At 45.1% G+C, this 13703-nt stretch carries 18 protein-coding genes; 4 read left to right on the forward strand and 14 right to left on the reverse strand.

From position 1 onward, the window contains the following. Positions 1 to 19: 19 nt before the first annotated feature. The 9 genes from B5X72_RS14425 to B5X72_RS14460 all read right to left on the reverse strand — a co-directional run bounded on the left by B5X72_RS14425 (position 20) and on the right by B5X72_RS14460 (position 5736). A complete protein-coding gene (locus B5X72_RS14425) occupies positions 20 to 1195 on the reverse strand; it encodes a DUF2062 domain-containing protein (protein WP_079717612.1) in 1176 nt (391 codons plus the stop codon). A gap of 13 nt (positions 1196 to 1208) precedes the next feature. Continuing rightward, a complete protein-coding gene (locus B5X72_RS14430) occupies positions 1209 to 1676 on the reverse strand; it encodes a hypothetical protein (protein WP_079717613.1) in 468 nt (155 codons plus the stop codon). A 3-nt stretch (positions 1677 to 1679) separates the two neighbouring features. Then, a complete protein-coding gene (locus tag B5X72_RS14435) occupies positions 1680 to 2048 on the reverse strand; it encodes an ApeI family dehydratase (protein ID WP_079717614.1) in 369 nt (122 codons plus the stop codon). A 47-nt stretch (positions 2049 to 2095) separates the two neighbouring features. Further along, entirely contained in the window at positions 2096 to 2743 is a 648-nt protein-coding gene (locus B5X72_RS14440; protein WP_079717615.1) for a flexirubin biosynthesis/transport protein LolA2, read from the reverse strand. Then, positions 2730 to 3398 carry a polysaccharide deacetylase family protein gene (locus B5X72_RS14445; RefSeq protein WP_139378706.1) on the reverse strand — a complete coding sequence of 223 codons (669 nt, stop codon included), beginning with the start codon at positions 3396 to 3398 and terminating at the stop codon, positions 2730 to 2732. Before B5X72_RS14445 ends, B5X72_RS14440 begins: the two co-directional genes overlap by 14 nt. A gap of 259 nt (positions 3399 to 3657) precedes the next feature. Then, complete coding sequence (locus B5X72_RS14450) at positions 3658 to 4146, reverse strand: hypothetical protein (protein ID WP_176146219.1); 489 nt, start codon at positions 4144 to 4146, stop codon at positions 3658 to 3660. A gap of 148 nt (positions 4147 to 4294) precedes the next feature. Next, the gene (locus B5X72_RS20825; protein WP_176146220.1) at positions 4295 to 4447 is read right to left on the reverse strand and encodes a hypothetical protein; all 153 of its coding nucleotides are present in this window, start codon (positions 4445 to 4447) and stop codon (positions 4295 to 4297) included. A 1-nt stretch (position 4448) separates the two neighbouring features. Further along, complete coding sequence (locus tag B5X72_RS14455; RefSeq protein WP_139378707.1) at positions 4449 to 5330, reverse strand: hypothetical protein; 882 nt, start codon at positions 5328 to 5330, stop codon at positions 4449 to 4451. A gap of 163 nt (positions 5331 to 5493) precedes the next feature. Then, on the reverse strand, positions 5494 to 5736 hold the full coding sequence (locus B5X72_RS14460) for a hypothetical protein (RefSeq protein WP_079717619.1): 243 nt from the start codon (positions 5734 to 5736) through the stop codon (positions 5494 to 5496). A 478-nt stretch (positions 5737 to 6214) separates the two neighbouring features. On the opposite strand from B5X72_RS14460, the gene B5X72_RS14465 reads away from it, so the two are divergent. Continuing rightward, on the forward strand, positions 6215 to 7297 hold the full coding sequence (locus tag B5X72_RS14465; RefSeq protein WP_176146221.1) for an erythromycin esterase family protein: 1083 nt from the start codon (positions 6215 to 6217) through the stop codon (positions 7295 to 7297). Positions 7298 to 7519: 222 nt separating this feature from the next. On the opposite strand, the gene B5X72_RS14470 is transcribed toward B5X72_RS14465, so the two are convergent. The 5 genes from B5X72_RS14470 to B5X72_RS14490 all read right to left on the reverse strand — a co-directional run bounded on the left by B5X72_RS14470 (position 7520) and on the right by B5X72_RS14490 (position 11137). Then, on the reverse strand, positions 7520 to 8467 hold the full coding sequence (locus tag B5X72_RS14470; protein WP_079717621.1) for an alpha/beta hydrolase family protein: 948 nt from the start codon (positions 8465 to 8467) through the stop codon (positions 7520 to 7522). A 1-nt stretch (position 8468) separates the two neighbouring features. Next, a complete protein-coding gene (locus tag B5X72_RS14475; RefSeq protein WP_079717622.1) occupies positions 8469 to 8660 on the reverse strand; it encodes a hypothetical protein in 192 nt (63 codons plus the stop codon). Positions 8661 to 8804: 144 nt separating this feature from the next. Then, on the reverse strand, positions 8805 to 10283 hold the full coding sequence (locus tag B5X72_RS14480) for a TlpA disulfide reductase family protein (RefSeq protein WP_176146222.1): 1479 nt from the start codon (positions 10281 to 10283) through the stop codon (positions 8805 to 8807). Positions 10284 to 10333: 50 nt separating this feature from the next. Then, positions 10334 to 10627: a hypothetical protein gene (locus B5X72_RS14485; RefSeq protein ID WP_079717624.1), complete on the reverse strand. Its 294-nt coding sequence runs from the start codon at positions 10625 to 10627 to the stop codon at positions 10334 to 10336. An 18-nt stretch (positions 10628 to 10645) separates the two neighbouring features. Continuing rightward, entirely contained in the window at positions 10646 to 11137 is a 492-nt protein-coding gene (locus B5X72_RS14490) for a hypothetical protein (protein ID WP_139378710.1), read from the reverse strand. 154 nt (positions 11138 to 11291) lie between these two features. Here B5X72_RS14490 and B5X72_RS14495 point away from each other — a divergent pair, with 154 nt between their 5' ends. The 3 genes from B5X72_RS14495 (at position 11292) to B5X72_RS14505 (ending at position 12864) form a co-directional block, all read left to right on the forward strand. Next, a complete protein-coding gene (locus B5X72_RS14495; protein WP_079717626.1) occupies positions 11292 to 11615 on the forward strand; it encodes a hypothetical protein in 324 nt (107 codons plus the stop codon). 84 nt (positions 11616 to 11699) lie between these two features. Further along, entirely contained in the window at positions 11700 to 12605 is a 906-nt protein-coding gene (locus tag B5X72_RS14500) for an Rpn family recombination-promoting nuclease/putative transposase (RefSeq protein ID WP_079717627.1), read from the forward strand. Positions 12606 to 12627: 22 nt separating this feature from the next. Then, the gene (locus B5X72_RS14505; protein ID WP_079717628.1) at positions 12628 to 12864 is read left to right on the forward strand and encodes a hypothetical protein; all 237 of its coding nucleotides are present in this window, start codon (positions 12628 to 12630) and stop codon (positions 12862 to 12864) included. Positions 12865 to 13703: the final 839 nt, after the last annotated feature.

The following is a 13703-nucleotide window of genomic DNA, read 5'->3' on the forward strand; positions in this document are numbered from 1 at the left end:
ATAGAATTATAAATTGCTCCTATACCTTTCGTCTTTCCTTTATATTCAACAGTAAATAAGTGCCAACCCCAAATACCGCAGCCGTGACGATGGACAGCACCAGGCTGCCTATGATGTATTCCGTTAAGTGCTGTTGGATAAAAGCCCGGTATGTCCCGATATTGGTCCATTGGAACGACGTTCCCGTGGGCTCCCCCAAGACGAAGGCGCCAACTTGTAATCCCGCGTAAATGATTAACGGTATAAGTGGCGGAAGGCTGATATTCGAAAAAGCAAAAGCAATGAGCTTGTTGAGCCGGAGTACAAACGCCAGAAAAAAAACCGTAATCGTCTGGAATCCCCAAAGCGGGGAAAGTCCCACGAGTACGCCGAGAGCCACGGATGAAGCTTTTTTTGACGTCGAATCGTCGCTGTGCAGTAAATCTTCAAGGAAAAACCGTTTGAACCCTTTTTCCCTGAATGTACGGAGATACGCTCTGGGGCGGATATAAAGTAAAGTGACCACAACAAGCCAGGTATTGAGGATGCTGATGCGCGTAAAATCGCGAAACGGCCGGAAATGAGACACGCGTTCCGCAGGATTATACAACACCTTGACCGGGATATTGCGAACGGGAATACCGCGCCAGGCTGCTTTGACGATTACTTCCACCTCGAATTCGAATTTGGTGGTATAAAAGCGGATATTCCGGATTTGTTTAAGGGGATAAAGCCGAAAACCGGATTGCGTATCGGCAAGCGTGATGCCCGTTTCAAACCGAAACCAAAAGTTTGAAAACCGGTTGCCGAAACTACTCTTGCCGGGAATGCCTGCTTGGTTCATGTTGCGATCCCCGATGAGCAATGCCGGCCCGTTGCGCTGGATTTCGTCTGCAAATTTCGGAATGTCATCAGGAAAATGCTGACCATCCGAATCAATGGAGATGGCGTAGTCAAATCCCCTGGCGTCGGCCTCGAGGAAACCTGTGCGAAGGGCAAAGCCCTTTCCGCTGTTTCGAGGCAGGTGGATAATCGTCAAATCTGTATATGGGGCCAATAGGCGCGCGGTCTCATCGGTTGAGCCGTCGTTTACAACGATGATATCGGACGTATACCGGCGCACTCCATCCAGCACTTGCTTAAGTGTTTTGCCATTATTATAGGTGGGGATGATGACGCAAGCGTTGATAGCGGCTAATACCTCGTTGGAAGTCATTTAGGTTGGTGGCTCATTCTTTTGAAAATTCATCAAAGTAGCCATTAATCATGGCCTTTAATCCCTCATCTTTCAGCGAGGGGAGTGCTTGTTGTACAAATTCACGGTCATCCTCAATATCCTGATTGTACCGGAGAAATTTGGGGAGATGTTCCTGCACACTGAGGCGGATCAGCCTGATTTCAGCATTGTCAGGGTCCTTTGCCACCGCCTGTTCAATCCATTCCGCCGCTTCCTTGACTTTGGCTTTTCGTTCCGATAACTTTTCATACCGGGCGAGTAGCATCATCCCTGAGCCCTTGTAGGCCACAAAAACCGGCTTATCTGACATTGAGACGTTCTTCAGCGGTTCAAAAAATGCACGTGCCTGTTCTTCAGATTTGGTCGCATCTTTGTACAATAGCCGGAGGTTATTGAGTTCCTGCGCTTGTGCCAGCACCGTCCACGATACTATAGCAAAGAGAAAAATCACCTTCTTCATGACCTAAATTTTTTGAAAGACGCCACTAAACTTGAGCGCTACCGTATTTTCAAATGAGGTAGTGCTTTTGATGGCAAGCAGCCCATCTTCTTCTTCAACATCCAGTTCTACATGAATGTTTGGATGGTTTTCGGGATTGATGATGGCCATGAATTTTACATTCCTTGCAGTTCGCAGCACAAGCGAGCAGTCGGCCCATTTTTCAGCCAGTTCTTTGATGATTTGCATCATGCATACGCCCGGCGTCACAGGGTGGTTGGGGAAATGGCCCTGAAATACCGGATGTGCCTTGTTTATGGCAATGGAGGCCGACACCTTTTGGCCATGCGTCGTAAACGCTGTCAATGAATAAAAGTTGGGTAAAAGCGACATAGCAGGCAAAAGTAAAAAATCCGCCGCATATAGGCTACGAAACCAGGCTATTTGATGGTAAATAGCTCTTCAGGCATCGCCACATTTTTGCGTTGGTTTTCGAAGTCAATCAACGTGAAATCTTGCGTTGGGTCAATGATCTTAATCCGGTTTATCAAAAACGTGCTGCCATCGAATGTCAGTTCCACCTCTTTGATGTACCGTTGCAGCGCTTTGTCCTTCGGCCTCAGGATAGCAGCATATCCCGAGCCTGCCCGATAATAATCGACGACAAAACGGCTTTCGTCTACGACGTTTCCACCCTGCACGGTGCCTACCAAAAGGCCGCTCAGCCCTTTCAGTCGCCTATTGGCAGCCAAATCGATTTGCTTCGGTTTGCTGCCGCCTTCATCGATAAACATGGTTTGGTGGTCAAAGACAATTACATAGCTCGTTGGTTGGCGATATTCCCACCGGATGTCCTGCGGAGCCCTGAAATAGAGCTTGCCGGAGGCTTTGACGGCATGCTCCATGTAGCTCAGTTGCTTGGACTGTGTGAAGTTGCTTTCTAACGATTTCAGGTTCCGGGTATTGGCGATTACCTTTTCCTTGAATGCAGCCGCCTCCGCAGGGGTCAGTGCTTTCCGCTGGGCAAATCCTGCCGTGCACGCAGCCAGCAGCACAATTATCAATAACCGATATTTACGCATACGCATGTCGTTGGGTTAATGTCTCCACGGTGACCATGGTGAAATTCCGTCTTTTAAGTGCTGGCAACAACTGTTCCAAAACCGGTACGATGCGGTCATGGGTGTCGTGGAGCAAGATAATATCACCTGGTTTGGTCTTGTTCAGAATAGTACGCACGATACGGTCGGGGGTGCGTCTTGCGGTATCATAAGGGCGTACACGCCAGCCGATTACGGAGTGGCCGCTCACGCGGATGGCTCCTGCCAGGTGCGGCGTGGTTACCCCGTAAGGGGGGCGGAAAAAGCATGGTTTGCGGCCGATACAAGCCGCAATGGCAGCATCCGTCCGATGGATTTCCCCCAGCCATTTTACCTTTGTGTGGAAATCGATGGTAGGGGCGTGGGTATAGGAATGGTTGCCGATAAGATGTCCCCGTTTATGGAGTTCCAAGGCCACTTCCGGGTGCTGTGTCACTTGCCTGCCGATGCAGAAAAAGGTAGCTTTGACAGCGTATTTATCCAACAGGTCGAGCACCCGTGGTGTGTAAACGGGATGCGGGCCATCGTCGAACGTGAGGGCGATTTGCCGTGAATGGGTCTGGCCGTTATGTATCGCCTTGACGAAGAAATTCCATTGGATGTTGAACGCACCGAGGGCGATACCGATTAAGCCAATCGCCATGATAAGCAGCGCGGCTACCCAAAAAACGTTTAAGAATAAGCTTAATAAGATGATGACCAGCAAGAGCAGAAGTACATATAAAACGCAAACTTAGCTAAAGTCAAAACAAATAGCAAACATGCTGCTTTCACAACGGGATAGCCGGTGGCAAGAAGGGCAGTCGCAAAGAGATTATATGCTGACAGATAACGGCTGATCGTGCTGTTCCGAATTCCTCATCATCGGCATGTGATAATGCGGACAGATAAAGATTTTTCTCCTATTCGTCCATTTTACCATGATTTTTCGATAAACGCATCTTAATATATGCATTACCCAGTGGCGAAAGCTCGTAACCTACAGGGTGGCTGATGGTGAGGCCCAGATTTTTCAGTTTCCGGATATTCAATTTTAGCCACTCTTTTTCAAAGCCTGTCAGTTTTGCCAGACCAATGGCATGCAAGTTGGGATTATCTTTTATCGTCAACAAGGTTTTTGTTGTCCAATGCCCTTGCCTGCTACGATTGTCCAACCGTTCCAATTTGTGCTTTAAATCGCTGAATTGCTGTTCTGACAGATCTGTTTGCTCCCGTAGTTTTATCCTTGGATCTGCGGAATGATAGCCGACAGATATCTTGAAAATCGTTCCAGTGCCGCTGCGGGTAAGGGATTTCATTAATTGCTCTTTGCTTGCGAAACCTGCATTCCGCGCATCTTTGTCGGTTATATTGTTTTCGCTTACGGCTCCAATTTTACGGATTTCAACCAAGCCGATGGAAGTGTGCAAAAGACTTCCGCTTTTTACCGAAGCCATTTGCCACCTGCGGAAAGCGAGGGTTATTCTGCCCGATTTTATTCCGCTTAAATGGATCTCTTTGAACAGCATAATTATAAGCTCTTTACGTACTCATTCAAAGTTAACGGTTTTCTGCCGACAATTTTTCAAGCGTATTATCGATATAGGAAAATTCACCCGACTTGATTCCTTTTGCCATACTGACCAATAAATCCACTATTTCCATGGGCATTTGATAACTGATCAGCTCTTCCCTGAAAGTGGTGTCCTCCATACTAATGTGCTTCGCTCTGCCCACCGGGGTACATGCAGCAAGCGCCGTAAGCCAAATCAGGTACATCCGGAATTTGCGTCCATTTTTTCCGACCGAAATCGTATTGGTAAAACCGTATCAAGCCCGGAAAAACGACGGCAACCATCCGCCGGTCGTAAACAAAAGCTGTGATGGCTCCGTCTTGCAGTACAAATTCCATTTCTTTTGAAGAAGGGAGCGAATGACCATATTTTTCCTCAAAGTCAATGTTGCGTGCTTCCCTATACACCGCAGGCAATTCGTAACGGTAGAATATCATTTTATCATCATGGACGGCAACGGTATACTCGCCGGCTTCATTTTCAAAGGAATACAGTTTTTTAAAAGGTCTTGTAACGTCTTCTTTTATTAAAGGTTTCACACCTTCATTGTTCAGCATACGTGAAAGATGTTCATGCATGTCGATTTTCAGCCATTTTTCCCCGTCTTTGACATAGGCAGCTATCCTTTCATTTTCATATATCCAGATGTCCTTTTCCGTAGAATGGGGTGTCCTTATCCAATGCGTTATTTCATTCATCTTTATGCTATCGCTGAAAAGGAGGGTATCCTTAGGCTCGCCATAAAAGCCATGGAACACCATCTGGTTTTCCATCAAGATGTAGACTCTTCTGATATTGCCGTCCAATGCCTTGTAATCTTTCGGAAGGGGGATGCTGTCCATGAGCTGCCAATTCCGTTTTTTAAGGGCATAGATACGAAGTTTATCGTCTTCTGGTATTCCTACACACGTATGCCGAAGGGAGAAAATATTTTCATGATTGATCGTTGTTTGTGCGATCGCAAGAGAAAAATTTAACAGCATACCCCCCAATAACAGCAGGTATGCATTAATTTCTCTCATTCCTTGTTTAAATTTAAATGTCATTTTACAAAACTAAGGTTGCATACGATGTAAAAAAATCCCTGATTTTCGGGATTCATGTAAATGGACCGGCTTGCTATTTTTGAATCGTAAAGTTTGGCATATGGTATCCCGGAGCATTATGTTTGGTAGGTTTAGCCGTTTAATTAGATGATAAGATGATAGAAGCTGATTTGATCTCTTTTTTCTCGGTATTTTGTCTAATGATTCCCGGTATGGAAAATGAGATTTTGCGGGTTTCGGCTATGGCCTTTTTCATTTCATCCGCTTCACGCTTAGAGAGGATGCCCACGAAGTCGTTTATGCTCAACTTCCCTTTGGTCGGTTTTTTTAGTGTTTGGTCGATGAAATCCTCGATAGCAGCCAGCTTCGACTCGCTCTCCATGAAACAACGAGGCCACCGATTAGATGCTGTTTTCAGGATTTACTTAACGTATCCCCGTGTCTCTTCATAAATTCGCTGTTTAATCAGTTTAAACTTGAGTAGCTGACTGCACATTGATGCAAATTATTGACGCCGATGCTACCCCGACATCGGATACCCAAAGAATTAGGAATGTTATAGAAACCCTCCGGAAGAAAACGTGAAACAGGCTTGGATTTCAGGAAATGGAAGGCTTACTATTCTATTTTTTTTTTATTTTGCTTTTTATAACAAATCCTTTTTATTACAATTAGTATTGCTGCCTATGTTTAAGCCCTTATCTACATACATCTGTTTACCTGTTTTTTTTCTTGCCATGTTAAGTCTGGAATGTGTCTCCCAAAATGCCACGGAACAACTTGCGGACCGCTTAAATACTCACGTCATCCCCATAATGTTCGGCGGGGATAGATTCGATCATACCAAAATTTCGGACAAGTTGGAGAATTACAGTATAATCGGTCTGGGGGAAGCAACTCACGGCACCAAGGAGTTTTTTGAAGGCAAGGCGGATATTATACTTACCCTGATAAAAAAAGGCATCGTTAAGACAGTTTATTTTGAAAGTGATTACGTAGGTCTTACCGCGCTCAATGACTTTTTACGCGACCCGAACCGAAACGATCTGAAAGAGGCCGTCAGGCAATCCGGACTTTTCGGCATCTATAAAACAAAGGAAGTTTATAACATGCTGGAAGGCATTAAAGCTTACAACATGGGCTGTAAAGAAGTAAACAGGGTTTCTGTCTATGGAATAGACATGTATGTGCCCCATATTTCCCGCGGAATACGGAACATACTGACGTCCTATTCCGTGGATATTGAAACAAAGCAACAATTAAAATTGCTCGATTCCCTTTTTAAAGAACATTCATATGAGTATACTGTTCCGGTATCAAAAACTGTAGAAGCCGCCAACGAAAGGCTTTTTAAAACACTGGATTCAATATCCGAAAACCATAAAGACAAGGAATTAACTTTGTACACGATACTACTCAAGCGCGGCATTCAAATTAGGGCCGTGAAGAATGCGAAGCAGGTAAGGGATATAAGAGACCAGTTGATGGCCAGCAATATTATATGGATACACGAAAATATCGCTCCGGAAGGTAACGGGGTGGTATGGGCGCACAACGGCCATATCGCAAACACAAAACTGAGTGCATCCTACCGAATGGGATACTACCTGAAACAGCATTTTAATGACCGATATTATGCGTTGGCATTTACGTTTAACGAAGGCAGTGTGCGTTTTTTCGGAAAGTCGGTGCATTACCCGGCCACTTCAAAGAAAAATGCAATAGAGTATGTTTTCGCCAGATGCAAGCCAAAAAATTTTTTCTTGGATCTCAACGAAATTCGACATGACAGGAATCTCGCTAAGCAGCTGTCTAGATTTCCCTACATGAGATCAATCGGTGCCACGGAACTAAAACAGTCGTTCTTTTATATACCATTGCTTAAGGCATTTGACGGAGTAGTATTTTATAACAGTACCAATATGACAAAAGGCTTAAACTAGATAGCATTTTTGAAGTTTGACGTTAACACGTAGGCGTTCAGATAAGAGTTCCGTAGGTCGCTATCTATGTACATTCCCATTTCTTTTATCAGGAAGTCACCTAAATCGTTCACGTCACAAAATTCAGACATAAAGCTGTCTATTCCTTCTTTTTGGCTGGGGGAAACCCCATAATAGGAAAAGCTTGCTATTAAATAAGAATTCAATTTAAAGCCATGGCGCTTAATTTGATTTTATCCACTTGTCAACATCGGCAATGACTTCTTTCCAATTAGACTGGTTGTTTTCGTTAAAGAAGTTGTGATTCAGTCCATTGTATTTTTTTATTGTTATATTTTTATTTTTCCATTTCAGGGTATGGAACATATCACATTGCACACAAGACTTATCCTTATCCCCATAGACAATCAACAATGGCTTTCGCGTGCTTGCTATTGAAATCATAGGCGAATAGGAATAGGACTTCCAGGTTTTATAAGAATCCCCCATTTCAAACTCAACCTCCAGTCTATCCGGACTATCGTTACGGTACAAAATATTATTATACGCCGCGGAATCTATACCCGCATAAAACATTCTACCTAATGGGGAGGCCGACATATAAACAAATTTGTCTATTACAGGGGTTTGAACCATTTCTGCAACTATTCTGGCTCCCTGCGAGTGACCCATCAGGATGATCTCCGACGGCTTAAGTTGTTTTTTTGCTTGCTTGATCAGCTTGGGCAAATTATCAACAAAATATTCAATAGTATTCTTTTTTGAAAACTTCGCAAACAACTCATTGCTGCCGCTAAAATTAAAATATCTGGTCTCCGGATCTAGGTCATTCTGCTCAACGACCGCAGGGATATGGGGTTTTGAGACAAATAGATAATTGTAGCTAACGCTATCTGAAACAATATCATGATGGAACAAAAAATAATAATTGGAGTCCGCAGCTGCACGGACCGCTAATGGGTAGCTTCCAGACCCCGTCAAAAAAATTATCAGAGGCTTTCCTTTTTCACTGCCAACAAGCAAACTTTCCAACGCCAACTCATCAGTGTTATCTCGTTCTGCGGGAACCACGTACAAATTGTCTTTAATAGCGGTATATTTATGGTTGCTGACACATGCGTTCGAGAGCATTAGAATTATACAAAGCAATCGGTTGTTGGTTTTACTCATCTTAATCTAATATGAAACTCCAAATTCTCTTTCTCGGGATCCTCAAGCGGCAGTACGTAGTACTCCCCGTTTCGGGGTCGCGTCCCATATGACTGCCATAGATTTGCTTTTTTCCCTGCCGTAGCGCCACCCTGTCTTCCAGCAATGCGAGGTCAAGCTCATTGGCATTTCCTTTCACGGCCTCGCGCTTCATCGGCACGCTTCAATTCTTCGGAATTGCGCCCCTATTTCTTTAGAAGTTAGTGGTTTTATAAGCATGCCATCCTTGTTACCAAAAGTACAAAAAACGTTTTCAGGCACCACTCCGCGATTGTACCGGCATTGAGCCATATCCCCTTCACCCGACAAGCCAGATCATCAGCTCCAGAAGGCCCCGGTTCTTGTCGTTGATAAGGAAGTCTCTGAACACGATCCGCCCATCTTTATCAATAAGGTAATTCGTGGGCGCCGCTTCAGCGATCAAATTCCCACGTTCATCTGGGGAATCTTTCATCGGAATGAAAGAGGTACTCCCTTTTTTGATGAATGGCATGACATAGTCATCTTGGTCATGTACGATATTCACACCGATATATGCGATTTCATGCTGCCCCTTCATTTTTTGCAAAACAGCTTCAAAGTGGGGGAACTCGGCATGGCAAGGCCCGCAGGTGGGAAACCAGAATGTCAGCAGTATAGTCTTGCCACGGAAATCGCTTAGTTTAATTGGTTGATGGTCGATATAACTGGTGCCGCGTAAATCGGTAGCTGCAGGAGCCTCTTTCAATAAGGCAGACTTTATGAAATCCTTGACTTGCTGTCTATCCATGCCGACAGACACCCCCAAAGATTCCGTCTTTTCGTAAACGACGATGTCGGGATTGGCTAGAAAGAACATTTTGAGCACGTCCATGGAACGGCGTTGTTCGCCTTGTGATGCGAAGGCATCGGCTTTTAGCAAGACCGCCCTGCGCGAAATCGCGGAAATGCTGGATGCTACCGCAACGCTGAGGGAATCTATTGCTTCATCAGTTCTTCCTGACTTCAATAGCCCTTCCGACCGTAGTAACTTTTGAGCACCACGCAGACGGGGTAGCCAGGCGCTATCGGCATGTTGCTCCCAGATTCTTTTGGCCAGAGCTTCGGCAGCCTCCAGGTCACTGTCGACCAGCACATCAAAATAATCGGACATTCCCGAACGGGCAAAGCTGAATTCCCCAATCGGATAGCGTTCCGAAAGCTCCCGGTAATAGGCGATTTTCTTAAGCGTGTCGGTTTCTTTGTCCGCAAGCCAATAAAGTGCCTTAGCAGCCGTTCCATCGCCTGCGAAATCCCTTGTTACCGCGTTCATTTTTTCCGTGTAGGTCGCCTGATCATACATTCCATAGCTGTTGGCCTCGTAAAATGCATAATCCGGATTCTCCGGCTCCATTTCGCTCGCTTTGGCTAAATAGACCGTGCCAAGTTGATAGTCCCCCCAGCGCCCCGCGTCTATGCCGTACAGCATATAGACTTCAGCTTGGTTGGAATCAGCCTCCAACGCGTATTCGAGCCATCGCCTTGCTTCGGGATGGCTACGATAAAATAAAGCCTTTCCCAGCGTGTATGGAATTGTGGGGGATGCCGGAAATTTCTCCCGCAGTTTTTCGTACTGCGAAATCAGCGTATCCATGTTGCTTTTAGCCTGTTCGATGAATTCTTGATGTAGTTCCAGGCTATCCGGATATTGCTCAAGTTTTTTAAGCAATTCGGGGTCCTGGGCAAAAAGAAGTCCGGATTTAAAAATTAGCTGGGCCAACAATGCAAAACCGACCGATATTTTAATTGTGATACGCATTATCATCTGTTTATGGCAAATTTATTAATAATATTGTCAATCATTGTCGCCTACCACTCAATGATATTGTCGTCCGATAAAAGCAAATCCTTTGCCGAGGTCGAGCAAGAATTTTCTTGTCGATAGCGGAAGAGCCAAATGAACACGCCTGAAAATGCGGGCGCTACCTCGGGCAAGGTGACGCCATTGGCATTTACATCGGTCATAAGTTCGTTGAGCTCCCGGAAACCGTTGCCGTTCCTGGCTATGCCGATATACAGCAAACGGTCGCCATTCCGGTATTCCATGCCCGGCAGGATGTGCAAGATGACACACGGTTCCACCATTCCCGCAGACCCTCCCATTGTATGCGGCACATTTCGTTATTCCTTTCTGTAAAGGGGCACAATTCTTCCATGCGCTTCCGTTTGGGGCGCTTCGCTATTGAATGTCACCTCAACTAAAAGGGACTGTGGGCACGGTCTGTAAACGACTTCCCCCGTAAAAGCGATAGTGTCAAGTGGTTGGTCAGCTATCTGCATGAAAAGGGTGTCGGCAGGATAGACGTAACTGAAAAAATGGATGTCCCCCCGGTTTTCCGCTATGCCCTGATGGGCTGGTTCAAGTGCGCTGCCCGCCCCTTTCCTGAACAATTTGAGTTCGGTGGTATCATAGACCGGGCTATCGGAGAAAAATAGGTCTGCCCCCGATTCCTTACCAAGCACGACAAACCGCAGGGTATCGGGATTGAGATGCGCTAAACAGGCAACATCGGCCACATCGGAATCGTTTTTGGAACAGGAAGCCATTAGCATGCCGATAGCGGCGATTGAGCAAAATGCCTTGAATAACGTTTTTGTTTTGAAACTATTCATGATGCAGGCAATTTTTATTATGAGCGTTTGACTAATCGGTGTTAATCGGTGTGGGTGTGTATTCTAAACGTATGAATGGCGGAAATCGCTACACCGCTACTCGTTGCATCGGAGTCTGGTGCCTTGCCGAAAATTACAGGGAGTAATTCGCGTCATGAAAACTATATTTCGCCTTTTCTTTTTATCGGTCGTATTGTACGGTTGTCAGCCAACGGGAAATGCATCGGCACTCCAAAGCAGGGATTCCACCGCTACGAACCCCCCTATGGATTCCGTTCTGATGGCACTTTCAAGTACGCCAGATAGTTTAAGGACACCCGAAAAAAAGGAAACGATAAGGAAGATTCAATTGATGGTTGCTAAGTACGTGGAACTCAAAGACGGCATGTTTTCCTTTACTTTACCGAAAGAGGAATTTGTGGAAAAAACCGGCCTTGGTATCGAATATTATGATGTCATAACATTGCTGTCCACTTAAAAGATATTGAGGAACAGCAATGATTGATTTTAATAGACTTGATCGTTTCACGCAAATATAAGTTGGAAATCTTAAATTTGTCCTATGACCAATCCACAACAACCGAAAGTGGGCTTGTACATTGACCCTCTTACAGATTTTGGTTTCAAAAAGCTCTTCGGAACCGAACCCAACAAGGACTTGCTCATTGCCTTGCTCAATAGCATTTTCCGCGGGCGCAAGAACATCGTTGATTTGACGTACAACAAAAACGAGCATCACGGCGAAACTAAGGACGAGGGGGCGGCCATCTTCGACCTCACCTGTACCGGGGATGATGGCGAGCGCTTCATTATAGAGGTGCAACGCGGCAAGCAGGGCAATTTCAAGCAGCGCGCCGTATTCTACACCAGTCGTCTTATCACCGAACAGGCACCCAAGGGCCGCCGCTCCGAGTGGGCCTATGACGTAAAAGAGGTATACCTCATAGCCTTGTTGGAAGACTTCACGCTGGACGCTATGGGTGACGGCCGCTATTTGCACGATATTTGTTTGAGCGAGAGGGAGACAGGAAAAGTTTTCTACGATGGATTGGGGTATATATTCATCGAATTGGTTAATTTTGTAAAAACGGAGGATGAAGCCGAGACAGACCTTGAAAGGTGGCTCTATGTATTGAAAAACATGAGCAGCATGGATAAGGTGTCGATCTACACCCGCAAGCCGATTTTCGAGAAACTGTTTAACGTGGCGGAGTACGCCAATTTAACAAAGGAGGAAAAGGCCATGTATGATGCAAGTCTGAAACGCAAATGGGATAACAAAGCCGTGTTGGATTACGCGGTCAGCGAAGCCGTAAAGGAGGCTACTACTAAAACCCGCGAAGAAGAACGCGCTAAGGCAGAGGCAGAGAAACTGAAATCAGCCTTAAAGATGAAACAAAGTGGTTTTGATGTCTACATGATTGCAGACATACTTGAGTTGCCCGTGGAGAAAGTGGAAAAACTTTAGCGTCGCTTAATATGCCAGCCTTATGATTGATACCAGTCTAAAACAAAAGTGGGACAAAAAGGCTATCTTGGATTACGCGGTCAGCGAAGCCGTAAAGGAGGCTACTACTAAAACCCGCGAAGAGGAACGCGCTAAAGCCGAGAAAGAAAAGCTTGAAGAAAAACTGCGTTCTGCTGCCGAGTTCAAAAAAATGGGGTTGCCGGTTGCAGACATCGCCAGGGGCTTGGGACTTTCCATCGAGGAAGTGGAAAAACTTTAATTTTCTGATTTAACATAAAGCATCAAAGCCATTCGCTATCAGCGGATGGTTTTTTGTCAAATAGAAAAGTCGTACTGCAATATCTGTCAGGTGTTAGGTTTTTCGTGGATGCTCACAATGTTTCGCTAATGACGCCGGCGCAGGGATACGGGAGGGTTTTTAAAGGGGCTTTGGATGAAGGTTCAAAGCCCCTTTTTATAATCCCATAATCAGTCAAATGCGTTTAATAGCTTATAAATCAATATTATATCGATTCTTTTTAAGCTAACTAACCCATCCAGCTAAAACATCCAATTCGGTGCCACCCATATATTTCAAATCCCTAAATAAGCGTTTAAATCGTTGGTCATCTTTGCTATTCGTTGATTTGGAAACTTTCTTGAAATCCTCAAATGAAGATGGGAGGCCGTAGTTTGTCAGGTCAATTTTTTGGATTTGTACAGCTTCCAAAATGAAGCGTTCAATGGCCGGACTGATTTGGATGATATAGTGGGGACGGTTGTTATGCTTATGCAAAAAAAGTTTCCCCTTTGACCAGACCACATGGGAGTGTAAAATCCGGGTCGCTTGTTAGCCGGGTAAGAATTTTTCTCAATCTCTCAACCTCCAATGCCTTTGCGGTATTCCAAATTAATGGAGATAGTCCTTCTCAACTCGGAAATTCTCTTTTCTATTCCTTTCTTATTTTCGCTGCTATCGTTGGCATATGTACCAGTAACCAATCCGGTTGCTCATGAATGGGTAAAGCATCAATTATGTGCCCATTTTCTATCGCAACCAAGTCTTTATGGTCCGTTTCAGACGTGTCGACTACTTTTAGTGAATCAAATAAAGTAAAG

Origin of the sequence: Parapedobacter luteus (assembly GCF_900168055.1) — a bacterium.
In the GTDB taxonomy this organism is placed as follows: Bacteria; Bacteroidota; Bacteroidia; order Sphingobacteriales; family Sphingobacteriaceae; genus Parapedobacter; species Parapedobacter luteus.